This is a genomic window from Billgrantia antri (genome assembly GCF_019430905.1).
Lineage (GTDB): Bacteria > Pseudomonadota > Gammaproteobacteria > Pseudomonadales > Halomonadaceae > Halomonas > Halomonas antri.
The window spans coordinates 40,798-64,542 of the sequence record NZ_JAHYCA010000010.1; the positions used below are offsets into that span (position 1 = coordinate 40,798).

The following is a 23,745-nucleotide window of genomic DNA, read 5'->3' on the forward strand; positions in this document are numbered from 1 at the left end:
GTACGTACGTACAGCAAAGCGCGCCTGGAGCGGCTCATGTGAGGCCCCAGGCGGTCGGAACATTGCCGAACACTGTTCAGTAAAGTCATTGAACGCGAATAAACGATAGGAAACAACCCCTGTTCGGTAAATAGGCGCCAGGGTCAGCCCGTGAAGCTGCCGTTGCGATAGTCGCGCAGGGCTTGTTCGATCTCGTGCGTGTGGTTCATCACGAAAGGCCCATAATGTGCGATCGGCTCTCGGTGAGGTGTACCGGCGAGCAGCAGGCACTGCGCACCTTCCCGGCTGGCGAGAGCCAGTGTGTCGCCACTTCCCAGCCGCGCCAGTTGGCCGGCCGCGACGCTCTCGCCGGCGATCTGCAGGTTGCCCTCGAAGACGTAAACCGCCAGCGTCTCGCTGCCTGCCTCGAGCATCAGCTCGCCGCCGGCCTCGATAAGCGCATGGGCAATGGCGCCCTCTCCAGCCAAGTGTTCCAGCGGGCCGCAAATTCGCTCGCCCGCTACGGATGACCAGCTCCCGCCCAAGGCGATCAATACCGCCTGTTGCAACTCCAAGCGTGGCATTTCGTCGCTGCGCACGTCGCGATAGCGTGGCTCGCTCATCTTGTCCCGCGCCGGAAGGTTGAGCCACAGCTGAAAGCCGTGCAGGCCCTGGCTGTCAGTCAGCGGCATTTCGGAATGCACGATGCCACGGCCGGTGTGCATCCACTGGGCATCGCCGGCCTGGATGGTGCTGCTGTGGCCCAGGTGATCCTCATGGGTGATTCCGCCATGGAGGATGTAGGTCAGCGTTTGCATACCGCGATGCGGATGCGGCGGAAAGCCGCCGATATAGTCGTCGGGTCGGTCGGAGCCGAGCTCGTCGAGCATCAGGAAGGGGTCGAGTTCGCCGTCGAAGCGGTGAATGCGCTGAATGTGTACGCCGTCGCCATCCTGGCTGGGGTGGCTCTGGATCAGGCCTTCGATGCGGCGAAAGTTGGGGCTGGCGACCATGGTCTGCGGTCTCCCACATGGTTCTGACTGGGTGGATATGTGTGGCATTCTAGACCGTATTTTTCGAAAATTAAGCGCAACGTTTTGCAGCTTTCATTCGAGGAAGTCGAATATGTCTCGTGTCACCCTGGCCCAGTGGCAGATGCTTGCGGCAGTCGTCGACCATGGGGGTTTCGCGCGTGCCGCCGAGGCAGTCCACAAGAGCCCCTCCACCCTCAACCATGCCGTTCACAAGCTGGAGCAACAGCTCGGCGTGCAGGTGCTCGAACCGGTTGGACGTCAGGTGCGCCTGACCGAGGCCGGCGAGATGCTGCTGCGCCGGGCTCGACAACTGATCGAAAGCGCCGAAGCGCTGGAGGATGTCGCCGGGCGCTTGTCCGAAGGGCTCGAGGCCGAGGTGGTGCTGTCGGTCGACCAGATCTTTCCCACCGGCGCCCTGGCGGTGGCACTGAGCCGGTTCTCCACCGCCTACCCCCATGTGCGTGTTCAACTCCACGAGACGGTACTCAATGGCGGTATCGAGATGCTTTATGACGGCCGTGCCGACCTGGCCATTTCCGGCCTGGCGGCACAGGGCTTTCTCGGCGAGCCGCTAGTGACGGTCCGCTTCATCGCGGTAGCGCATCGCGACCATGAGCTGCACGCGCTGAAGCGCGAACTCGACCTGCGCGACCTGCAGCGTCACCGCCAACTGGTGGTGCGCGACTCGGCGTTGCGCCAGTCGATGGATGCCGGGTGGCTGAAGGCAGAGCAGCGCTGGACGGTGAGCCATCTCGAGACCTCCATCGACATGATCCGTCGCGGGCTGGGCTTCGCCTGGCTGCCCGAGACGCGCATTCATGACGACCTCAAGAGCGGGGTGCTGCATCCACTGCCTCTGTCTGCCGGTGGCCTCCGCGAGGTACCCATGCAGATGATCTTCCGTGATCGTGACCGGGCGGGCCCCGCAACCCATGCCATGGCCCTGGCGCTCAAGGACGCCGTGGCGAGTGAATGTCCGAGCGATGCGTGATCTTTCGTTTTTTTCGATGTGAGGGGCGGAAAAACTGCGCTTGAGCATCAAGCAAATCGGTTTAACCTGCTACGGAAACACTGCACAAATGCCTGCGCGAGCGAATCGCTGCGTTGCGCGGTGCCGAAGCGTCGGACCGTCGGAATCCTCACCTATACCCCATAGGCTCCGGTTCCTGTGCTCCGTGCGCCTTGCGCTTCATCTCGCTCGTCGATTTGTTCAGAGCTTCCTTAGTCAGACATTTCTGAATCCGGAGGACATGATGGGCCTGCTGATCGACGGCAAGTGGCAAGACCAGTGGTACGACACCAAGAAGCACGGCGGCGAGTTCGTGCGAGAGTCCGCCAAGCTGCGCGACTGGGTCACCCGTGACGGCAGCCCGGGGCCCGAAGGGCAGCGGGCGGTACCGGCGGAGGGGGGGCGCTTCCATCTGTATGTCTCGCTGGCCTGCCCTTGGGCCCACCGCACACTGATCATGCGCAAGCTCAAGGGGCTGGAAGACCTGATCGGCGTTTCATGGGTCAGTCCACTGATGCTCGACCAGGGCTGGAGCTACCATGAGCACGAGGGGGCGAGCGGCGATCAGGTCAATGGCGTCGAGTACCACCGCGAACTCTACACCCTGACCGACCCGCACTATACCGGACGGGTCACGGTGCCGGTGCTGTGGGACAAGCGGGAGGGGCGGATCGTCAACAACGAGTCTGCCGAACTGGTACGCATCCTCAACGAGGCCTTCGACGAGGTGACTGGCAACCGGCTCGACTTCTATCCTGAGGATCTGCGAGAAAACATCGACACGGTCAACGATGACGTCTACGAGCACATCAATAACGGCGTCTATAAAGCGGGCTTCGCCACCGAGCAGGAGGTCTACGAGAAGCACGTGACGGCACTGTTCGAAGCGCTCGACCGCGTCGAGGCGCGCCTGGCCGATAACCGCTACCTGGCCGGCGAGTGGTTCACCGAGGCCGACGTGCGCCTGTTCACCACCCTGGTGCGCTTCGATGCCGTCTATTACAGCCACTTCAAGTGCAACTTCAGACGCATCGAGGACTACCCGAATCTGTCGCACTACCTGCGCGAGCTGTATCAGTGGCCGGGCGTGGCCGAGACGGTAAGCCTGGACCACATCAAGCGCCACTACTACTACAGCCATGACACCATCAATCCGACCCGCATCGTGCCCAAGGGGCCGCTGCTCGACTTCACGCGGCCGCACGACCGTGAGCGGCTGCCGGGGCAGGGGATTCGCCGGAAACGCTGACCGAGTTCGCCGCTCCTGATAGGAGCGGCGGAGCCGCACAGTGGAGCTCGCTCAGTAGGCGGCTTCGGGCTGATAGAACTCCTCGACGTTGCCGCCGGTGATCAGGTCGGCGGCGAGGATTACCCGCGACGGTACGCCGTGATACATGTCGCCCAGCCGCTCGCCCTTCACCCCGTGCACGGCCAGGGCGATGGCGGAGGCGATCATGTTGGGCGGGTAGGTCACCGTGCCGCGAACCACCGGATGGTCGTTGCGGATCATCTCGATGACCTGCTGCGAGCCGCCCCCGCCGACGATCAGCTTGACGTCGTCGCGCTCATTCTCTTCCACTGCACGCAGTGCCGAGACCAGCACGTCGTCGTCGCCGGCCCAGATCGCATCGACTTGAGGATTGCTGCCGAGCAGGTCCTCGGTGACGCTCAGGGCCTTCTGCGGATTCCAGTCGGTGGCCTGGGAATCGAGAATGTTGATGTCGGGATAGTCGGCCATCACCGCATTGAAGGCCTCGACGCGCTGAGAGTTGATCGGAATGGGCGGGCCTTCAAGCACCAGAATATTGCCTTCTCCGCCGAGCTCCTCGGCCATGTAGCGGGCCGCCACTTCACCCAGCCCCGGGTTGTCGCCGGCGAGGAAGACGTCCTGGCTCGGCTCTTCCAGCTCGCGATCGACCACCACCGTGTAGATGCCCGACTCGTAGGCTTCGGTGATCACTTGCTGCAACGTGGCGGGATTGTGGGGCAGGATCACCAGGGCGTCGAGGTCGCGGATCATCAGATCCTCGACGTTCGAGACCTGGGCGGTGCCCGAACTGGCCGAGAGTACCGTGAAGCTGACGTCATCGTGCTTCTCGGCCAGTTCCTCGGTGGCATGCTGCGCCCACCACAGCAAGCCTGCGGTCCAGCCGTGGTCGGCGGAGGGTACGGTCACGCCGATGTGATACTCCTCCGCGCTGGCCGCCAGCGGGGTGGCCACCAGGGCGGCCGTCAGCGCGGTTTGCTTGAGAACGCGTTTTATCGTCATTGTTGTCACTCCCGTTGCATCGTGGTCGAACGAATGGGCTGGCATACCCAGCGATGACGGCACGGCGCTCTCATCCGCCGGCCATCGGCTCCAGTCAGCCGGTGCGTCGGTACTGCAGCAGCACCGCCAGCAGGATCACGGCTCCCTTGACCAGGCCCTGCAGGTAGGGCGAGACCCCGGTCAGGTTGAGCATGTTGTTGATGATCCCCAGTATCAGCGCGCCGATGACCGTGCCCCACACCGAGCCGCGCCCGCCGGACAGGGCCGTGCCGCCAATCACCACCGCGGCGATGTCGTCGAGCTCGTAGAAATAGCCGGCGTCGCTGGGGCTGACCGAGTTGAGCCGCGAACTCAGCATGATGGCGGAGAGACCCACGCAGATCCCGGCGATCACGAAGGTGCTGAGCACCACCCGTTCGACGCGAATGCCGGCATAGCGGGCCACCTGCGGGTTGGCGCCCACGGCACACACATGACGCCCGAAGGGCGTGTGGAACAGCAGGACATGGGCGATGGCGGCGAGGCCGAAGAAGGTCCATACCGGAATCGGCAGGCCCAGGACATAACCGCCGCCTATCTCGGAGAAGAGCGGGTTGGGGGTCGTCACTTCGCCGGCATCGGTGAGGTAGAGCGCCAGCGAGCGAAAAATCGACATGCTGGCCAGCGTCACCACGAAGGCGGCCATTCGTCCTCGGGTGACCAGCAGGCCGTTGAACAGGCCGAACAGCGAGCCGGCCACCAGCGCGGCCAGCATGCCGAGGAGCACGCCCTGGAGGGGGTCGGCAATGGCATTGACGACATAGAGCAGCAGCACCCCCACCAGGGCCACCATGGAGCCCACCGAGAGGTCGATGCCGCCGGCAATGATCACGAATGTCATGCCGATGGCGATGATCCCGGTATAGGAGACCTGGCGCAGCACGTTGGAAATGTTGCGCGCGTCGAAGAAGTACTCGCTGGCCAGTGACGAGAGTACGAAAAGGATGATCAGCGCCAGCAGCGGCGCCAGGATGGTGGCGTTGAGCGGCAGCCGACGCAGTCGCTGCAGGCCCAGTTGCCCCATCGGCTTGGAGTTCGAAGCGTCGTTCATGTCAATGCACCTCGGCACCTGCCTGGCCGCGCTGGCGTGCACCGGCGGCATAGAGCATGATGTCCCGTTCGTTGATCTCTTCGTAGTCGAGTTCGGCAGCGATGCGCCCCTCGCGTATCACCAGCACCCTGTCGCACAGGCCGATGATCTCCTCCAGCTCCGAGGAGATGACCATCACCGCCTTGCCTTGCTCGGCCAGCGAGCGGATCAGCCGATAGATCTGCTGCTTGGTGGCGATGTCGATGCCGCGCGTGGGCTCGTCGAGGATCAGCACCTCGGGGTCGATGTCCAGCAGCTTGGCGAGGTACACCTTCTGCTGGTTGCCGCCGCTGAGTAGCTGCACCGGTTCGCTGAGCCGTGCGGCCTTGATCGCCAGGCGCTGCTGGTACGCTTCGGCACAGCGGCGCTCGGCACGGTGACGTATCAACCCGCGTACGTAGCGCGGCAGGCTCAGGGCGGTGATGTTCTCCATCACGTTGAATGGCAGCACCAGGCCCTTGCCCTGGCGGTCTTCCGAGAGGTAAGCCAGGCCATGGGCATGCGCTGCGCGCGGCGAGTCGATGGCCAGCGGCTTGCCGTCCACCTCTATCTTGCCCGTGCTCTTGCGCCGCAGACCCATGATCGTCTCGGCGATCTCGGTGCGCCCCGAACCGACCAGCCCGGCAAGCCCCAGCACCTCGCCGCGGTGCAGGGTAAAGTCGATGTCGTGAAGCAGGCCGGCGACGCCGAGGTCGCGCACCCGCAGGGCTGCCTCGCCCGGTGTGCCGCGCTTGTCGGGAAAGAGCTGCGACAGTTCGCGTCCCACCATCTTGCACGCCATCTCTTCCTCGCTGAGCTCGCCGGCCGGGCACAGCTCGATCTGCTGTCCGTCGCGCAGGATCAGCAGCCGATCGCAGAGCTGCCTGATCTCCTTGAGCTTGTGCGAGATGAACAAGACCGCGACGCCCTTGGCGACCAGCGCGCGTATCACGTCGAACAGCACCGCGACCTCGCGGTCGGTCAGCACGGTGGTGGGCTCGTCAAGGATCACGATGCGCGCATCGTGGACCAGCACCCGGGCCACTTCGACCATCTGGCGTTCGGCCACGCTGAGCCGCTCGATGGGCAGGTCGGGGTCGAGCTCCACCGCCAGCGAATGCAGCACCTCGCGGGTGCGCTGACGCATTCGGGCGCGGTCGAGCAGGGCGCCTCGGCGCAGCTCCTGGCCGAGGAACACGTTCTCGTAGACCCGCAGGGTCGAGACCAGGTTGAACTCCTGGGGGATCATCGCCACGCCGTGGCGGCGTGCCGTGATCGGGTCGAGGGCGCTGAAGGTCTGTCCATCGAGGATCACCCGGCCGGCGCTGGGTGTATACACGCCGCTGACGATCTTGAGCAGGGTCGACTTGCCTGCGCCGTTCTCGCCGAGGATGCCCACTACTTCGCCCGGGGCGAGATCGAAGGCGATATTCTCGAGCACCGTGACCGGGCCGAAGGCCTTGCCGATGCCTTCCAGGCGCAGGACGGGATGGCTCATGGCTGGTTTCCCTTGTCCTGCAGCGGAGTCCAGGTACCCGCGGCGCGACTCGAGGCGAGTGTGGCAGCGATGAAACGCATGCCGTCGACCCCATCGTCCACGCCCGGCAGCCACGTCATCTCGGTGCCTTCGAGATCATCGGCGAGCGCCTGATAGAGGTTGGCAAACGCCTCGAGGAAGCCCTCAGGATGGCCGCCGGGGATACGAATGCCGCGGGCGACGTCGGCGCCGAGGCGGTCGTCACGGCGCGTCAGGCGTTGGGCCGGGCCGTCGAGCGGGGCGAAGTGGAGTTCGTTGGGCGTTTCCTGGGCCCAGCGCAGGCTGGCCTTCTCGCCCACCACGCGGATGCTGAGTCCATTCTCGAACCCGGGAGAGGTTTGGCTGGCCCACAGCATGCCTCGGGCACCGCCGGCGAAGCGCAGCAGGGCGTGCACGTTGTCGTCCAGCTCGCGCCCCGCCACGGCGGTGAACAGCTCGGCGCTGACCTCGCTGACGCGCTGGCCGCTAATGAACTGGGCCAGGTGAAAGGCGTGTACGCCGATATCGCCCAGGCAACCCGCCGACCCGGCCCTGGCCGGGTCCAGGCGCCAGGCGGCCTGGCGGTTGTCCGCCCCGGGGGCTTCGCTGAGCCACTCCTGCACATACTCCACGTGCACGCTGCGAAGGCGGCCCAGCTCGCCGCGCGCCACCAGCTCGCGGGCATGTTGTACCAGCGGGTAGCCGACGTAGTTGTGCATCAGCACGAAGCGCCTGCCGCTGCGCTTCACCGCCTGGGCCAGTTGCTGGGCCTCGTCAACGCCGAGCGTCATCGGCTTCTCGCAGATCACATGCTTGCCCGCTTCCAGGCAGGCCAGCGCCATCGGGAAGTGCAGGTGGTTGGGCGTGACGATGGCGACGACTTCAGCGCCGTCCTCATGCTCGGCTTCGCCGGCGAGCAGGGCCTGATAGTCGGCATAGCAGCGAGCATCGTTCACCCCCAACTCGCGGGCCGTGGCGCGGTTGCGTTCGGGCTGCGACGAAAAACTGCCGGCGACCAGCTCGAAGCGATCGTCCATGCGCGCGGCGATGCGGTGCACGCCGCCGATCAGCGCGCCCTGGCCGCCGCCGACCATGGCCAGCCGCAGGCGCCGTGGCGTTTCCCGGTGTATGGAATTCATATCCGCTCTCCTCGAGGTCAGTCGAGCCCCAGCAGGGCACGATTGGCTTGACGATCGGTGCCGGCATCGGCGAAGTCGTCGAAGGCGCGATCGGTCACCCGGATGATGTGTTCGGCGACGAAGCGGGCGCCCTCGGCGGCACCCTGCTCGGGGTGCTTGAGGGCACACTCCCACTCGATCACCGCCCAGCCTGCGAAGTCGTACTGCGCCAGGCGCGAGAAGATGCCCTTGAAATCCACCTGGCCGTCGCCCAGCGAGCGGAAGCGTCCGGCGCGTTCGACCCAGGAGCTGTAGCCGCCGTAGACGCCCTGCTGGGCGGTGGGATTAAACTCGGCATCCTTGACGTGGAACATGCGGATGCGGCGGTGATAGCGGTCGAGGAATGCCAGGTAGTCGAGCTGCTGCAGCACCAGGTGCGACGGGTCGTAGAGGATGCAGCAGCGTGGATGCTCGTCGACTTCGGCGAGAAAGCGCTCGAAGGTGCTGCCGTCGTGCAGGTCTTCGCCTGGGTGGATCTCGAAGCACAGGTCGACGCCTTCGCTGTCGCAAACGTCGAGAATCGGCCGCCAGCGCCTGGCCAGTTCGGCAAATCCCTCTTCCACCAGACCGGCGGGACGCTGGGGGAAGGGATAGAGGAAGGGCCACAGCAGCGCGCCGGAGAAGGTGCCCAGCGCGCTCAGCCCCAGGTTGGCGCTGGCCCGGGCGGCGAGCTTGAGCTGCTCCACGGCCCAGGCCTGGCGAGCAACGGGATCGCCGTGCAGCTCGGCCGGCGCGAAGCCATCGAACAGGCTGTCGTAGACCGGATGCACTGCCACCAATTGCCCCTGCAGGTGGGCGGAGAGCTCGGTGATGGCCAGGCCGTACTCGGCCAGCACGGCCTGGATTTCTTGGCAGTATTCCGGGCTCTCGGCGGCGCGTTCCAGATCGAACAGGCGCTTTTCCCAGGTGGGGATCTGGACCCCCTCGAAACCGAACCTGGAGGCCCAGCGGGCAATGTCACGCAGGTTGTCGAAGGGCGGCTCGTCGCCGGCATACTGGGCCAGGAACAGCGCCGGCCCCTTGATGGTCTTCATCGAGCACCTCGTTTGTCGGTCTTGTCGGGTGCGGGCGGGAGCCCGCCTGAAGAGGCCTGAAAATGTAATGGATTACATTGCAGCAGCAAGGACACCAAGGGTCAAGGCGCGGTCAAGGGGCATCGAAGCGCTGGGCAGTGGCCGGGTAATGAGTGGGAATGCGCTGGCAGCGGGCTTCGTTGTCAGGTTTTGCTTGGCGAAAGCGAGACTTTTCTTAGACTAAAGGGTGATGGGCGAGCGGTTCCTGCTGGCCCAAGCATTACCGCACCGTGTGAGTTCGACCAGTGAGAGATGGTGTAACGCTTTACATGTCAAGGAGAGGAAACTCACAATAAGGCGAACGAATCCTCTCCAGGCGAACGCTTTCCATGCCCACCATCAAGGATGTCGCCAAGGCCGCGGGCTGTTCCACGGCCACCGTGTCGCGGGCGCTGGCCAGCCCCGAGAAGGTCACGGAGGCCACGCGGCAGCGCGTGGCGCGGGCCATTGCCGAGGTTGGCTACGCTCCCAACGTGGCGGCACGCAACCTGCGCCGCGCCGAGTCGCGAACGATCGTCACCCTGCTGCCTGATATCTCAAACCCTTTCTTCTCCGAGATCATCAACGGCATGGAGGAGGTGGCCCATCAGGCCGGCTATCAGCTGCTGGTCGGCGACTGCGAGCGCGATCCAGCCAGGGCGGAGGCCTACTTCAGCCTGCTGCCGACCAACCAGGCCGACGGCATCATCCTGCTGACCTCCGACATTCCCCATGCGCTGGTCAGGCGTGCCGTCAGCCGGGCGAATGCCCCGCTGGTCATGGCCTGTGAGTTCTTTGCGGATATCGACCTGCCGACGGTTGCCATTGACAATTACCAGGCTGCGGCCCACGCCATCGATTACCTGGCCTCGCTGGGCCACGAGCGTATCGCCTCGGTCTCAGGTCCCGTCGGCAACCCTATCTGTCGCGAGCGCACCCGCGGCTATCGCGATACGCTGGCCGCCCGGGGGCTTTCGGGTTCGGCGCGGGTGGTGGAGGGCGATTTCGGCTTTCGTTCCGGCTATCAGCAGGGGTTGGCATTGCTCGAAGGTACCGACCGGCCCAGCGCGATCTTCTGTCATAGCGACGAGATGGCCATCGGCGTGCTCAAGGCGGCACGCCAGCTCGGTATTGGCGTGCCCGAGGCCCTCTCGGTGGTGGGCTTCGATAACATCGGCTTCAGCGAGTACTGCGAGCCGGAGCTGACCACCGTCAGCCAGCCCCGCCACGAGATCGGCCAGCAGGCGATGCGCATGCTGTTGAGCCTCCTGGCGGGGGAGAGTGTGGTGCGCCGGCAGACGCTGAGCACGCAGCTCATCGTGCGCAAGAGCACCGGACGGTCAGCCACCTGAACGGAGAGACTACTTGCCGTGCTGCTTCGCCAGCCAGCGGTCCAGGGCATTGGCGAATTCGCGCCGGTCGGTGTCGCTGTAGCCTTTGGGCCCGCCGGTGTGTTCGCCGCTGGAGCGCATCGTCTCCATGAAGTCGCGTAGCTGAACCTTGGTGCGGATGTTGTTCTTGTCGAGCATCTCGCCGCGAGTGGTCATCACCGCGGCGCCCTTGTCGATGGCCTCCATGGCCAGCGGCAGGTCGGAGCTGATCAGCAGATCGCCCTTCTCGAGGCGTTCCACTATCTCGTTGTCGGCGGCATCGAAGCCATGGCTCACCGACAGCGACTTGACCCATTTAGAGGGCGGCAGGGGAATCGCATGATTGGCGACGAACCAGGCCGGGGTGGTGGTGCGCTCGGCGGCGCGGACGATGATCTCGCGGGCGACCTTGGGGCAGGCGTCGGCATCGACCCATAAGGTGGGCATTCGGGAGGGCTCCTCGCGGAAGTATCGGCATTATGTGATCGTAGCGTTGAAAGTACTGGTCATGGAACCAGTATCGATGGTAGCATGCGCGCTCCTCGCATGTGTTGACCCCGCCATCATGACGATTCGCTCCGTATGCCGCGCATACGAGAGGCAATCACCGAGACCGACAGCGAACGCTGCAACGTCCGAGATGTGAAGATGGAGCGCCACAGGATGCCGCCAACCGGGCGACATCGGCGCAAAAAGGTCGCCACAGCGGTTCCCGCCCGATGGCGTGAACCGGATGCCAGGTGCGACCGGCATCCCACGATAACGTGATCCGTCCTGTCCAGGCCGTGTTGGGCCAGCGATGACAGGGCCACCGACCAGCCATGGGCTTGCGTCGGGGATGCCTCAATGTGATTTGCCGGCGAGTGCCGGCCTACCAAGGTGTGATTGATGACCTCGACTTCTGTCGCCTCGCCGAGCTTCGGCGATCTTGCTCTGCTGCCTGCCGTTCTCGCTGCCGTTGAAACACTGGGTTACGAAACTCCTTCACCGATTCAGGCGCAGACCATTCCGGCACTGCTGGAAGGGCGTGACATGCTGGGCCAGGCCCAGACCGGTACCGGCAAGACCGCAGCCTTTGCCTTGCCGCTGCTGTCGCGTCTCGAAATGACCCGGCGTGAGCCCCAGGTGCTGGTGTTGGCGCCGACCCGTGAGCTGGCCCAGCAGGTGGCCGTCTCCTTTACCAAGTACGGCCAGAACCTGCAGGGCCTGGAAGTGGCGACCCTGTGCGGTGGCCAGGAATATCGTGAACAGCTGGGCGCACTCAAGCGTGGCGCCCAGGTGGTGGTCGGCACGCCGGGCCGGGTGATCGATCACCTCGACCGCGGCAGCCTCAAGCTCGACGGCCTCTCCGCACTGGTACTTGACGAAGCCGACGAGATGCTGCGCATGGGCTTCATCGACGACGTCAAGCGCGTGGTCGCCGATACGCCCAAGGAAGCCCAGCGGGTATTCTTCTCCGCCACGTTGCCGACCGAAATCGAGCGCATCGTCAACCGCTACCTGGTCGATCCGGTCAAGGTCGCCATCGAGTCGCGCACCACCACCGGCGAGAACATCGAGCAGCGCCTGGTGCGCGTCGACGGCGGCGCCAAGCTGGAGGCGCTGGCACGCATCCTCGAGGTCGAGCCGGTGGATGCCGCCATCGTCTTCGTGCGTACCCGTGCCGCCTGCACCACCTTGATGGAGCAGCTCTCCGCCCGTGGCGTGAACGTGGCCAGTCTCTCCGGCGACCTGGACCAGAGCCTGCGCGAGCGCACCATCCAGCGCCTCAAGCGCGGCAAGGTCGACGTGCTGATCGCTACCGACGTGGCCGCCCGTGGCCTCGACGTGCCGCGTATCACCCACGTCTTCAACTACGACCTGCCCCAGGACAGCGAAGCCTATACCCATCGCATCGGGCGTACCGGCCGGGCTGGGCGTACCGGCATTTCGATCACCTTCGTCGGCTTCCGTGAAGGCCGCAAGGTGGGCTGGATCGAGCAGGCCACCGGTCAGCGTATGACCGAAATGGCGGTGCCCGACGAGGCCGCCATCCGTGCTCACCGTGACGAGGTTTTCCACCAGCGCATTATCGGTACCCTGACCGCCGGCGCCGACGAGCAGCGCGCCCTGGTCGAGCGACTGGTGGCGGAAGGTCACGACCCGGTCGAGCTGGCCTGTGCCTTTGCCGCCCTGGCGCGTGCCGACGAGGCGCCCATCGGCCGCCTGCAGGCGCCGCGCAAGGAGCGTGCCGACCGTGGTGAGCGGTCTGCCTCGCGTGACGGCAAGCCGCCGCGTCGTGACCGCGGCCCCAGCGAGGGCATGACCCGCTACCGCGTTGCCGTGGGCCACAAGGACGGCGTCAAGCCGGGCCAGCTGGTCGGCGCCTTGGCCAACGAGGGCGGCATCGAAGGTTCGCGGATCGGCCGCATCGACATCCGCAACGCCTTCTCGGTGGTGGAGCTGCCCAGCTCGCTGCCGCCCAGCATCCTGGCCAAGATGGCTCGCGCCCGCGTCGCCGGTCGTCCGCTGGAGATCAGCGAGGATGGCGGTGCTCCCGAGCGTGCCCCGCGCCGTCGCCGCGAGGATGGCGACGCGCCGGTGCGTCGTCGCACCAGCGCCTAAGCGCTGCGTTCGTCGCTAGCGGCGAACGCTGAAATCGCTGAAGAAGACAAGGCCCAGGCCGGGAAACCGGTCTGGGCTTTTTTCATGGCGGCTTGCCAATTGCCATACTACCATACTAGTCTGTTCAGGGCGGCAACGCTCAGCGAACAAGAGACAACGGAGAACGGTGCTCATGACAACTCCCCTGCAGGCCATGTGGCTGGAAGCGCGAGACGAAGGCTCGGTTCGCGAGCGGCTCTACCGGGTGCTGCGCCAGTCCATCATCCGCATGGTGCTGGCCCCGGGGCAGGCGCTATCGGAAAAGGAGTTGGCCGATGCCTTCGACGTGAGTCGCCAGCCGGTGCGCGAGGCCTTCATCCGGCTGTCCGAGGCGGGGCTGGTCGAGGTGCGTCCGCAGCGTGGCACCTACGTGGTGAGAATCTCGCAGCAGGCCGTACTCGAAGCCCGCTTCGTGCGTGAGGCGATCGAGGTGGCGGTGGCGCGTGAGGCCGCCACGCTGGGCGTGGCCGAGCGCACCCTGGAGGAGCTGCGCGAGCTGATCGAACGCCAGCGGCGCTGCAGCGTTTCCAGCGATTACGACCGCTTCTTCCAGCTCGACGAGGCCTTTCATCGCGCGCTGTCGCTGGGGGTGGGGCATACCGCCGCCTGGCGCGTCACCGAGGAGGTCAAGGCACAGCTCGACCGGGTGCGCTACCTGAGCATTCCCGATTCGACTCCCATCGCCAAGCTGACCGACCAGCACTCGATGATCGTGGAGGCCATTGGCCGCCGCGACCCCGAGGCGGCGAGTCAGGCCATGAGCGTGCATCAGCGCGAAATCCTGCAATCGCTGCCGGAGCTGATGCGCCGCTTCCCTGAAATGTTCGACGGTGCTCCCAGCGCGGTCGCCGTCGGAAGCAAGTAGCAGTCACGCAGCAACACGCCAAGCACGAGACGCAATAACCACAACACACGTCAGGAGGCTCATATGAAAAGCACCGCCATCGCAGCGGCCGTCACTCTGGCCGCCACCGCCAACCTGGCCCATGCGGCCTACCAGTTGAATCTCTCTTCGGCGCTCAGCGCCCAGGACCCCATCGTCCAGGCCATGGAGGAGGCCAGCCAGACCATCGCTGAACGCTCCGATGGCGAGCTCACCGTGCGTGTCTTTCCCAACAGTCAGCTCGGCTCCGATGAGGACGTGGTCGAGCAGATCCGCAGCGGGGCGAATGTCGCAGTGCTGATCGACGCCGGCCGCCTATCCGAGTACCAGCCGGAGCTGGGCATCCTCAGCGCGCCCTATCTGGTCGAGGATCACAGCGATTACGACCGCATCACCTCGTCGGAGCTGTATCAGGGCTGGGTCGATAGCCTGGCCGAGAGCAGCGGCTTGCGCCTGCTCAACTACAACTGGTTCCAGGGCTCGCGCCACATGCTCACGCAAGAGCTGGTCGAGACTCCCGAGGACCTGAACGGCATACGCGTGCGCACCATCAATTCACCGGTATGGCTGCGCACCATCGAGTCGATGGGGGCCACCCCGACGCCGCTGCCCTGGTCGGAGGTTTATTCCGCGCTGCAACTTGGCGCCATCGACGGCGCCGAGGCGCAGCTCACCGCCGCCGAGGGCCAGAACCTGCACGAGGTCATTACCCACATCGCCCTGACCGGCCATATCCACCTGATGACCGGCCTCGCCACGTCCGAGCAGTGGTATCAGGAACTGCCGGACGAGCTGCGCACCATCCTCGACGAGGAGTTGCGCAACGCCGGCGAGGCGGCCAGCCAGGCCACCGTCGACGCCCAGAGCGCCGTGCGTGAGCGCATGGAGGCGGAAGGCGTGACCTTCACCGAGGTGGACGTCGAGCTGTTCCGCGAGCGGGTCGCCGGTGTCTACGAAGAGCTCGGCTACGACCAGTACCGCGATCAGCTGACCGCGGAAGAGTGAGCCTGATCGCCCTTGTCGCCCCGGCGACAAGGGCGGTCGTCTCGCATGCTGTTCCATGGAATCGGCCGGGTGCGTTCCGGCTCCGAGGATCTCGACATGTGGTACTGGTACGACCGATTCGAGGCGTGGCTCGCCGTGGCGCTGCTGGGGGGCACTTCCTTGACCCTGCTGGTGAGCTCGACGGCACGCGCCATTGGCCAGCCCTTCGCCGGTGGGGCCGAGCTGGCCCAGCTGCTGTTCATCTGGACCGCCGTGCTGGGCGCCGACATTACCCTGCGGCATGGCGGTCAGGTACGCATCGACGCCCTGACGGTACGCCTGCCGCTGCCGCTGCAGCGCCTGACAAGCGGGCTGTGCCTGGTACTGATGCTGGGTTTCCTGGCCCTGCTGGTGTGGCATGGCTTGCCGTTGGCCCTGTCCAACTGGCAACGCCCGATGGGCGTGGCCGGACTGAGCTACGGCTATATCACCCTGGCGCTGCCGGTGGGGGCGGCACTGATGATCGTCTCGCTCATGCGGCGCATCCTGGCCAAGGGCATCGTGCCGAGCCTGATAGCGGATGAAGCCATCGTGGAGGAGGCATCATGACGGCCGCGCTCCTGCTGGGCCTGGGGCTGGTGCTGATGGCGATCGGCATGCCCGTGGCCTTCGCCATCGGTATCGCCGGCTTCACCTACTTCTTCCTGCCTGAGACCTTCCTGCCGATCAACATCGGGCCGCAGCGCATCGTTTCGGCGACCCAGTCGTTTCCGCTGCTGGCGGTACCGCTGTTCATCTTCATAGGACACCTGATGAACGCTAGCGGTATCACCCCGCGACTGATGCGCCTCTCCACGCTGCTGGCCGGCTGGATGAGCGGCGGGCTGGCCCAGGCGAGCATCGTGCTCAGTACGCTGATGGGCGGTGTGTCGGGCTCGGCGGTGGCCGATGCCGCCATGCAGTCGCGGGTGCTGGGGCAGGGCATGATCAAGGGCGGATACAGCCCCGGGTTCACCGGTGCGGTGCTCTCCATCGGCGGGCTGATTACCGCCACCATTCCTCCCAGCATCGGCCTGATCCTCTACGGCTACCTGGGCGAGGTATCGATCGGGCGGTTGTTCATCGCCGGTGTGGTGCCGGGCTTCCTGCTGATGGTGGCGCTGATGGTGACCACCTACTTCGTGGCCAGGCGGCGCGGCTATACGCCGGTACGCGAGGGGCTGCCTGCCGGCCGTGAGGTACTCGCGGCTGCGCGCAGCAGTATCTGGGCGTTGCTGTTTCCGGTGTGGCTGTTGGTGGGCATTCGCTACGGCCTGTTTACGCCCACCGAGGCGGGGGCCTTCGCCGTGGCCTATGCGCTGGTGGTGGGCTGCGCGATCCACCGCGAGATGGGGTTGCGCGAGATCGTCGCGGCGATGCATGCCAGCGTGCGCGACATCGGCATGATCATGCTGATCATCATGTTCTCGGGGATCATCGGCTACGTGGTCTCCTTCGAGCGGGTGCCGCAGACTATCGCCGAGATGACGCTGGGCGTATTTTCCAGCCAGGCGGCGCTGCTGCTGACACTGGCCGTGCTGCTGGTACTGCTCGGCATGCTGCTCGAGGCCACCGTGGTGGTGATGCTGCTCACGCCGATCCTGGTGCCGGTGGTCAAGGCTGCCGGCATCGATCCCGTGCACTTCGGACTGCTGATGATGACCCTGGTGACCTTCGGCGGCATGACTCCGCCGGTGGGCATCTCGATGTACACCGTGTGCGGCATCCTGCGCTGCTCCTTCTTCGATTACAGCCGCGAGCTGGTGCCCTTCGCCCTGGCGGTCTTCGTGGTGGTGCTGGGCATCATCTTCTTCCCCGACATCGTGCTGTTCCTGCCCAACCTGCTGATGGGTTGAAGTTCGAACGAGCCAAGATAAATGGAGGGTTCAATGGCCTTCACCGACAACATCGCGTTCATGGGGCCGGATTTTCTGCTCGAGAACGAGCCGGCGCGACGGCTCTACCACGAGCATGCCGCGGCCATGCCGATCTGCGACTACCACTCGCACTTGAGCCCGGAGGAGATCGCCGGCGACGTGTGCTTCGACAACCTCACCCAGCTGTGGCTCAAGGGCGACCATTACAAGTGGCGGGCGATGCGCATCGCCGGCATCGACGAGCAGCGCATCACAGGCGATGCCAGCGACCGTGAGCGATTCCAGGCCTGGGCGGAGACGGTGCCGCACTGCCTCGGCAACCCTCTCTATCACTGGACCCACCTGGAGCTGCGCCATCCGCTGGGCATCGAGGATACGCTGCTCTCGCCGGCCACCGCCGAGGAGATCTGGACCGCCGCCCGCGAGCGCCTGGCTACTCCCCGGCTGAGCGCCCAGGGCATCCTCGAGCGCTTCCATGTGCGCACCGTCTGCACCACCGACGACCCAGTCGACGATCTCGCGCTGCACCGCCGGCACGTTGAGAGCGGGGCGACGCCCGCCATGCTGCCGACGTTCCGCGCCGATGCCGTGCTCAAGATCGCTGAGCCCGGTTTCGCCGATTACCTCGGCGAGCTTGAGGCGGCCAGCGGGGTGGACATCCGCGGCTACGACGACCTGCTCGCCGCGCTGTACCAGCGCCTCGAGCACTTCGCCGCCCATGGCTGCTGCCTCTCCGACCACAGCCTGGAAAAGCCGGTGTTCGTCACGCCGCCGAGCACGGCCGAACTCGACCGGCTGATCGAGCGCCGCCGCCAGGGCAGGGCGCTCAGCAGCGACGAGAGCGCCGCCTTCACCAGCGCGGTGCTGCTATGGCTGGGGCGCGAGTACGCCCGCCGCGGCTGGGTGATGCAGCTGCATCTCGGCGCGCTGCGTAGCCTGAGCCAGCGCGGCCTGGCCGAAATCGGCGCCAACAGCGGCTTCGACGCCATCGGCGACGTGACCTACGCTGAGCCGCTGGCGGCGATTCTGGATGCGCTGGACCGCGACCGGGCATTGCCGCGCACGGTGGTCTACAACCTCAACCCCCGCGACAACGAGATGCTGGCTAGCCTGGTTGGTTCGTTCGCCAGTGACGGCATTCCCGGCAAGCTACAGTTCGGCGCCGCCTGGTGGTTCAACGACCAGCGCGATGGCATCGAGCGCCAGCTCGTCACCCAGATGAACTTCGGCCTGTTGCGCCATTTCGTCGGCATGCTTACCGATTCACGCAGCCTGCTGTCGTTCTCCCGCCACGACTACTTCCGCCGCATCTTCTGCCAGATGCTCGGCGCGCAGATCCAGCGCGGCGAGCTGCCCGGCGATCTCGATCGCATCGGTGAGCTGGTGCGGGCGGTGTGCTACGACAACGTGCAGCGCTATCTCTTCGAGCGATGAACCGAGCGCTATGCCAAGCCCCTAGGACCAAGCCCTGATGCCGAGCTTCTAATCCCAAGCCCTTATCCCATGACAGCGACGGAACACTCATGAAAATCAGCGACGCCTATGTGATCGTCACCTCGCCGGGGCGTAACTTCGTCACCCTCAAGATCGTCACCGAGTCGGGTACCTACGGCATCGGCGACGCCACCCTCAACGGCCGTGAGATGGCAGTAGTGGCCTATCTCGAGGAGCATGTCATTCCAGCCTTGATCGGGCGTGATGCCAGCCGCATCGAGGATATCTGGCACTACCTCTATCGCGGGGCGTACTGGCGCCGGGGGCCGGTGACCATGGCGGCGGTGTCGGCGGTTGACCTGGCGCTGTGGGACATCAAGGCCAAGGCGGCCTGCATGCCGCTCTATCAGCTGCTCGGCGGCAGGAGCCGCGAGCGGGTGATGACCTACGCCCACTGCACCGGACGCGACATCGAGGGCTGTCTCGCCGAGGTGGAGAAGCACGTCAAGCTCGGCTATCGGGCGGTACGGGTGCAGGCCGGCGTACCCGGCATTCCTACCATCTACGGCGTAGCCAAGAACGCGGGCGAGCGCTACGAGCCGGCGGATGCCGAGCTGCCCGCCGAGCACGTGTGGAGCACCGAGAAGTACCTCAACCACGTGCCCAAGCTGTTCGCCGCGGTGCGCGAGCGCTTCGGCGACGAACTACACGTGCTGCACGACGTGCACCATCGCCTCACGCCCATCGAGGCGGCACGCCTGGGCAAGGCGGTGGAGCCCTATCACCTGTTCTGGCTGGAGGACTGCGTGCCGGCCGAGAACCAGGAGAGCTTCCGCCTGATTCGCCAGCACACTACCACGCCGCTGGCGGTGGGGGAGGTGTTCAACTCGATCCACGACTACCGCGAGCTGCTCGAGAACCAGTGGATCGATTACATCCGCACGCCGCTCTCCCACGGCGGCGGCATCACTCACGTGCGTCGCATCGCCGACCTGGCCGGGCTCTATCACGTGCGCACCGGCTTCCATGGGCCGACCGATCTCTCGCCGGTGTGCCTGGGCGCGGCTATCCACTTCGACACCTGGGTGCCCAACTTCGGCATCCAGGAGCATATGCCCCATACGTCCGAGACCGACGCCGTTTTTCCCCACGACTACCGCTTCGAGGATGGCCATTTCCTCGTCGGCGAGGCGCCGGGCCATGGCGTCGACATCGACGAGGCCTTGGCCAAGCAATATCCCTATAAGCGCGCCAGCCTGCCGGTCAACCGGCTGGAGGACGGCACCCTGTGGCACTGGTAAGGAGAAAGCACCGATGAAAGCCTTTCAGGTAAACGCGCCGCTGGATTACACCATCGCCGAGGTCGAGGTGCCCCGTGCCGCTGTCGGCGAGGTACTGGTGAAGGTGGCCTTCGCCGGCATCTGCGGGTCCGATATGCACATCATCCATGGCGACAACGCCTTCGTGCGTTTTCCGCGCATCACCGGCCACGAGTTCGCCGGCACGGTCGAGGCGCTCGGGGAGGGCGCCGAAGGCATCGAGATCGGCGACAGGGTGTGCATCGACCCGGTGATCAGCTGCGGCAAGTGCTATCCGTGCCGTATCGGCCGCCCCAACGTGTGCAGCGCGCTGCAGGTGATCGGCGTGCACCGTGATGGCGGCTTCGAAGAGTGGGTCAACGTGCCCGTCGGCAACGTTCATCGCCTGCCCGAGGGGCTGGGGCTGGAAGCCGGTGCGCTGGTGGAGCCCTACTCGATTGCTGCCAACGTGCTGGAGCGGATGCTGCCGCTGCGCGGCGACCGCCTGCTGGTCTATGGCGCGGGCGTAATCGGCCTGACAATCCTGCAGATGGCCCGTGCTCAGGGCATCGAGGACATCACCGTAGTCGATCTGATCGACGAGCGCTTGACCACGGCTCGCGAACTCGGCGCCACGCGCACCTGGCACGGCAAGGAGGATATCGAGGGCGCGGTGAGCGAGCTGACTGGCGGAGAGGGCATCCCGCTGATAGCCGATGCCGCCTGCGTGCCGGCATTGCTGCCGCAAATGCTGCGCATCGCCTCGCCGGCGGGGCGTATCGGCCTGCTCGGCTTCAATCCCACTCCCAGCGACCTGGTACAGCTGGAAGTAATCAAGAAGGAGCTGACGCTGGTCGGCTCGCGGCTCAACAACCGCAAGTTTCCGGATGTGCTCGACCGCATGGCCTCCGGACGTCTCGATCCGTTGGCGCTGGTCAGCCATCGCCTGCCCTTCGACGAGATGCCGGGAGCCATCGACATGCTCGATCACCATCCCGAAAGGGCTCGCAAGGTGCTTATCGACATAAGCGTCGATATCGGTACCTGAGCCAGTATGACGCAACAGCCGCATCGCAATGATGCGATGCACATAACAGCAACAACAGCCAGTACAGCAAAGACAGGAGTTACGCCATGATCAAACGACTCGTCACAGGCGCCGTCCTCGGCACGGCGCTGATCGCAAGCCAGGCCACCCTGGCCGCCGACGTTACGCTGAAATTCGGTCACTTGGCCAATGAGCAGAACATCTGGCACCAGGCCGCCGTGAAGTTCAAGGAGGAGGTAGAAGCCAACTCCGATGGCCGCATCGAGGTACAGCTCTACCCCAACGAGCAGCTCGGCGCCGAGATGGATGTAATCAACAGCATTCAGCTCGGCACCGCCGACATGACCATCACCGGCGAGAGCCTGCAGAACTGGGCGCCCAAGGCGGCGATGATGGCGGTGCCCTACGCCTTCCGCGATTCCGAGCATTTGCGTCAGGCAGTCGAGGGCGAGATCGGCGAGCAGATCGAGGCGCAGATCACCGAACGTACCAACCTGGTGCCGCTTGCCTGGTTCGAGCGCGGGCCGCGCCACCTGACCTCCAACCGTCCCATCACTCAGCCGGATGAGCTGGATGGCATGCGTCTGCGGGTACCCAACGTACCGTTGTTCGTCGACACCTGGGAGGCGCTGGGTGCGCGGCCCACGCCGATGGCCTTCAGCGAGGTATTCACCGCTTTGCAGCAGAACGTGATCGATGGGCAGGAGAATCCGTTGAGCCTGATCGAGAGCGCCAGCTTCTATGAGGTGCAGGACTACGTGAACCTGACCGGCCATGTGCGTAGCTGGATCTATGTAGTGATCGGCCGCAACCAGCTCGAGAGCATGCCCGAAGAGCTGCAGCAGGTCGTGCGCGATGCGGCCCAGGAGATGCAGACCTACCAGGCCGAGCTGTTCGAAGAAGATCAGCAGCGCCTGGAGCAGGCTCTTCAGGAGCGCGGCATGGAACTTGTCGAGGTCGACACCGAGGCGTTTGCCGACAAGGCGCGCCCGGCCGTCGAGGAAGCGTTGTCCGAAGAGCAGCGCGTCCTGTTCGACGCAATCCAGGACCTGTAAACCCTAGGGGCGTGGCGGTGAGCCACGCCCGTTTTCCATGCTTGACGGGGGCACGCTCTCCCAGAGGTTGATTATGGATTCCCCTGAAGGACAGTCGCAGGCGGAGGCTCCGGACTCGCGGCAGGTGCCTAGCCTGGATGCAATGAGTGAGGTCCCGAAGCTCGGGGGAGCGATCGGGCGCGTGATAGGGTGGATTGATACGCTGTTCATCGTCCTGGCCAACCTGGCGCTGGTGGCGATTGCTGCCACGGTAATGCTGCAGATATCCGGCCGCCTGTTCCTGCCTTATTCGCCGGCCTGGACCGAGGAGCTCTCGCGCTACCTGTTCATCTACATGGTGGCGCTTTCGTCCGGGGTCGCAATTCGACGCAATCGGCATGTCAACGTCGAGCTCTTCCATCATCGGCTGGGGCTGCAGGCACGTGCGGGTTATCAAGCCTTGATCAACCTGATGATCGGTGCCTTCGCCGGCATTCTGCTGCCCTATGCCTGGCTATATGCCCAGAATGGGGCATGGCAGACATCGCCCACCCTGAAGGTCCCGATGCTTTACATCTTCTTCTCCACCGTCGTGCTCTATGCACTGGTGCTGTTCTATAGCGTTGTCGGCGTCATCGAGGGACTGATGGCCATGCAGCGCAAGCCGGAGACTGGCTCATGGAAGTGATCGTGCTTTTCAGTGTCTTTCTGGTATTGCTGGTCGTGGGCATGCCGATCGCTTTCGCACTGGGTATTTCCTCGCTCGCCTATCTGCTGCTCGAAGGCATTTCGCTCACGATCGTGCCGCAACGGATGTATGCCGGCATCGATACCTTCGTTCTTCTGTGCATCCCGGGGTTCGTGCTGGCGGGCAACCTGATGAACGTGGGTAACATCACCGAACATATCGTACGCTTCTGCAATGCCTTGATGGGCCACATTCGCGGTGGCCTGGGGCTGGCCAATGTCGGCGGCTCGATGATCTTCGGCGGTATCTCGGGCACGGCCGTGGCCGATGCCGCCAGTATCGGCTCGGTGATGATTCCGGGGATGGCCAAGTCGGGTTACGACAAGCCGTTCGCTGCCGCAGTGACGGCGGCATCCTCAACCATTGGCCCGATTATTCCGCCCAGCGTGCCGATGATCATCGTCGGCTCGCTGGCCGGCGTTTCGGTCGGTCGAATGTTCCTGGCAGGTGCCGTTCCCGGGCTGCTGCTGGGGGTGGCAATGATGATCACCGTCTACCTACTGTCGGTGCGGCGGAGGTATCCCAAGGAGCGCCGTGCCAGCCTGCGCGAGCTGCTGCGCGAGGGGCGTACCGCCTTCTGGGCGTTGTTGATGACCGCGATCATCCTCTACGGCATCATCGGCGGCTTCTTCACGCCCACCGAGGCTTCCATCGTCGCCAGCCTCTATGCGCTGGTGGTGGGGATGTATGTCTACAAGGGGCTGACCTGGCGCAAGCTGCCGGCGATTCTCACCGACACGGTGCTGACCTCGTCTGGCCTGTTGCTGTTGGTGGGCCTGGCCAACCTGTTCGGCTGGATCCTGACCAGTCAGCAAATCCCACAAATGGTAGCCGCCGGGATCCTGACGATCAGCGAGAATCCAATCATCGTCATCCTGATTCTCAACCTGATCCTTTTGTTCGTTGGCGCCTTCATGGAGACGATCGCTGCGTTGATCATCCTGTTCCCGGCGCTGCTGGGCGTGGCCACCGGCATCGGTATGGACCCGATTCATTTTGCCGTCATGGCGGTGCTCAACCTGATGATCGGCCTGACGACGCCGCCCGTGGGCGTGTGTCTGTTCGTCGTCTCGGGCATCGGCAATCTTCAGATGCTCAGTGTTGCTCGTGCCATCGTGCCGTTTCTGGCGTGCAATCTGATCGTATTGCTGCTTGTCTCTTACGTCCCGGCTTTCTCGCTCTGGCTGCCCAACCTGCTGATGGGCAAGTAGGCGCCCAGACCTGGCGGACCTGTATTCAGTG

General features: G+C 64.9%; 21 protein-coding genes. 14 read left to right on the forward strand and 7 right to left on the reverse strand.

The genetic code is table 11. The features are described from left to right. Positions 1-143 precede the first annotated feature (143 nt). Complete coding sequence (locus KPL81_RS20270; protein ID WP_219793665.1) at positions 144-992, reverse strand: pirin family protein; 849 nt, start codon at positions 990-992, stop codon at positions 144-146. A gap of 112 nt (positions 993-1,104) precedes the next feature. Here KPL81_RS20270 and KPL81_RS20275 point away from each other — a divergent pair, with 112 nt between their 5' ends. Together KPL81_RS20275 and KPL81_RS20280 are read left to right on the forward strand one after the other, a co-directional pair. Further along, entirely contained in the window at positions 1,105-2,004 is a 900-nt protein-coding gene (locus tag KPL81_RS20275; protein ID WP_219793666.1) for a LysR family transcriptional regulator, read from the forward strand. Between the two features lie 262 nt (positions 2,005-2,266). Further along, entirely contained in the window at positions 2,267-3,271 is a 1,005-nt protein-coding gene (locus KPL81_RS20280; protein ID WP_219793667.1) for a glutathione S-transferase family protein, read from the forward strand. Positions 3,272-3,322: 51 nt separating this feature from the next. Here KPL81_RS20280 and KPL81_RS20285 read toward each other — a convergent pair whose 3' ends face one another. The 5 genes from KPL81_RS20285 to KPL81_RS20305 all read right to left on the reverse strand — a co-directional run bounded on the left by KPL81_RS20285 (position 3,323) and on the right by KPL81_RS20305 (position 9,127). Next, positions 3,323-4,291 (reverse strand): substrate-binding domain-containing protein, encoded by a 969-nt coding sequence (locus KPL81_RS20285; protein ID WP_219793668.1) that lies wholly within the window; start codon positions 4,289-4,291, stop codon positions 3,323-3,325. 94 nt (positions 4,292-4,385) lie between these two features. Then, entirely contained in the window at positions 4,386-5,381 is a 996-nt protein-coding gene (locus KPL81_RS20290; RefSeq protein WP_219793669.1) for an ABC transporter permease, read from the reverse strand. A 1-nt stretch (position 5,382) separates the two neighbouring features. After that, complete coding sequence (locus KPL81_RS20295) at positions 5,383-6,897, reverse strand: sugar ABC transporter ATP-binding protein (protein WP_219793670.1); 1,515 nt, start codon at positions 6,895-6,897, stop codon at positions 5,383-5,385. Next, positions 6,894-8,054, reverse strand: coding sequence for a Gfo/Idh/MocA family protein (locus KPL81_RS20300; protein ID WP_240549418.1), 1,161 nt, complete (start codon positions 8,052-8,054; stop codon positions 6,894-6,896). Before KPL81_RS20300 ends, KPL81_RS20295 begins: the two co-directional genes overlap by 4 nt. Before the next feature lie 17 nt (positions 8,055-8,071). After that, the gene (locus tag KPL81_RS20305) at positions 8,072-9,127 is read right to left on the reverse strand and encodes a sugar phosphate isomerase/epimerase family protein (RefSeq protein ID WP_219793671.1); all 1,056 of its coding nucleotides are present in this window, start codon (positions 9,125-9,127) and stop codon (positions 8,072-8,074) included. Between the two features lie 368 nt (positions 9,128-9,495). On the opposite strand from KPL81_RS20305, the gene KPL81_RS20310 reads away from it, so the two are divergent. After that, positions 9,496-10,497, forward strand: coding sequence for a LacI family DNA-binding transcriptional regulator (locus KPL81_RS20310; RefSeq protein WP_219793672.1), 1,002 nt, complete (start codon positions 9,496-9,498; stop codon positions 10,495-10,497). Between the two features lie 9 nt (positions 10,498-10,506). Here the strand turns inward: KPL81_RS20310 and KPL81_RS20315 are convergent, their stop codons facing one another. Next, complete coding sequence (locus KPL81_RS20315) at positions 10,507-10,962, reverse strand: YaiI/YqxD family protein (RefSeq protein ID WP_219793673.1); 456 nt, start codon at positions 10,960-10,962, stop codon at positions 10,507-10,509. Between the two features lie 441 nt (positions 10,963-11,403). Between KPL81_RS20315 and KPL81_RS20320 the strand changes: the two genes are divergently transcribed. From KPL81_RS20320 to KPL81_RS20370, 11 genes are all read left to right on the forward strand, one after another. Beyond that, positions 11,404-13,119, forward strand: a complete 1,716-nt coding sequence (locus tag KPL81_RS20320; RefSeq protein ID WP_219793674.1) for a DEAD/DEAH box helicase — start codon at positions 11,404-11,406, stop codon at positions 13,117-13,119. A 172-nt stretch (positions 13,120-13,291) separates the two neighbouring features. Then, entirely contained in the window at positions 13,292-14,023 is a 732-nt protein-coding gene (locus tag KPL81_RS20325; protein ID WP_209477087.1) for a GntR family transcriptional regulator, read from the forward strand. A gap of 63 nt (positions 14,024-14,086) precedes the next feature. Then, positions 14,087-15,046 (forward strand): C4-dicarboxylate TRAP transporter substrate-binding protein, encoded by a 960-nt coding sequence (locus KPL81_RS20330; RefSeq protein WP_209477089.1) that lies wholly within the window; start codon positions 14,087-14,089, stop codon positions 15,044-15,046. Positions 15,047-15,091: 45 nt separating this feature from the next. Further along, the gene (locus KPL81_RS20335) at positions 15,092-15,634 is read left to right on the forward strand and encodes a TRAP transporter small permease (RefSeq protein ID WP_240549419.1); all 543 of its coding nucleotides are present in this window, start codon (positions 15,092-15,094) and stop codon (positions 15,632-15,634) included. Next, positions 15,631-16,920, forward strand: a complete 1,290-nt coding sequence (locus KPL81_RS20340) for a TRAP transporter large permease (RefSeq protein ID WP_219793675.1) — start codon at positions 15,631-15,633, stop codon at positions 16,918-16,920. Before KPL81_RS20335 ends, KPL81_RS20340 begins: the two co-directional genes overlap by 4 nt. Positions 16,921-16,953: 33 nt before the next feature. After that, positions 16,954-18,375 (forward strand): glucuronate isomerase, encoded by a 1,422-nt coding sequence (uxaC, locus tag KPL81_RS20345; protein ID WP_219793676.1) that lies wholly within the window; start codon positions 16,954-16,956, stop codon positions 18,373-18,375. Positions 18,376-18,464: 89 nt separating this feature from the next. Further along, complete coding sequence (gene manD / locus KPL81_RS20350; protein WP_219793677.1) at positions 18,465-19,676, forward strand: D-mannonate dehydratase ManD; 1,212 nt, start codon at positions 18,465-18,467, stop codon at positions 19,674-19,676. A 13-nt stretch (positions 19,677-19,689) separates the two neighbouring features. Continuing rightward, the gene (locus KPL81_RS20355) at positions 19,690-20,721 is read left to right on the forward strand and encodes a zinc-binding alcohol dehydrogenase family protein (RefSeq protein ID WP_219793678.1); all 1,032 of its coding nucleotides are present in this window, start codon (positions 19,690-19,692) and stop codon (positions 20,719-20,721) included. Between the two features lie 86 nt (positions 20,722-20,807). Further along, positions 20,808-21,776 (forward strand): TRAP transporter substrate-binding protein, encoded by a 969-nt coding sequence (locus KPL81_RS20360; protein ID WP_209477099.1) that lies wholly within the window; start codon positions 20,808-20,810, stop codon positions 21,774-21,776. Positions 21,777-21,918: 142 nt separating this feature from the next. Beyond that, complete coding sequence (locus KPL81_RS20365) at positions 21,919-22,443, forward strand: TRAP transporter small permease (RefSeq protein ID WP_240549420.1); 525 nt, start codon at positions 21,919-21,921, stop codon at positions 22,441-22,443. Further along, a complete protein-coding gene (locus KPL81_RS20370; protein WP_209477102.1) occupies positions 22,434-23,714 on the forward strand; it encodes a TRAP transporter large permease in 1,281 nt (426 codons plus the stop codon). The genes KPL81_RS20365 and KPL81_RS20370 overlap by 10 nt, the downstream gene beginning before the upstream one ends. Positions 23,715-23,745 lie beyond the last annotated feature (31 nt).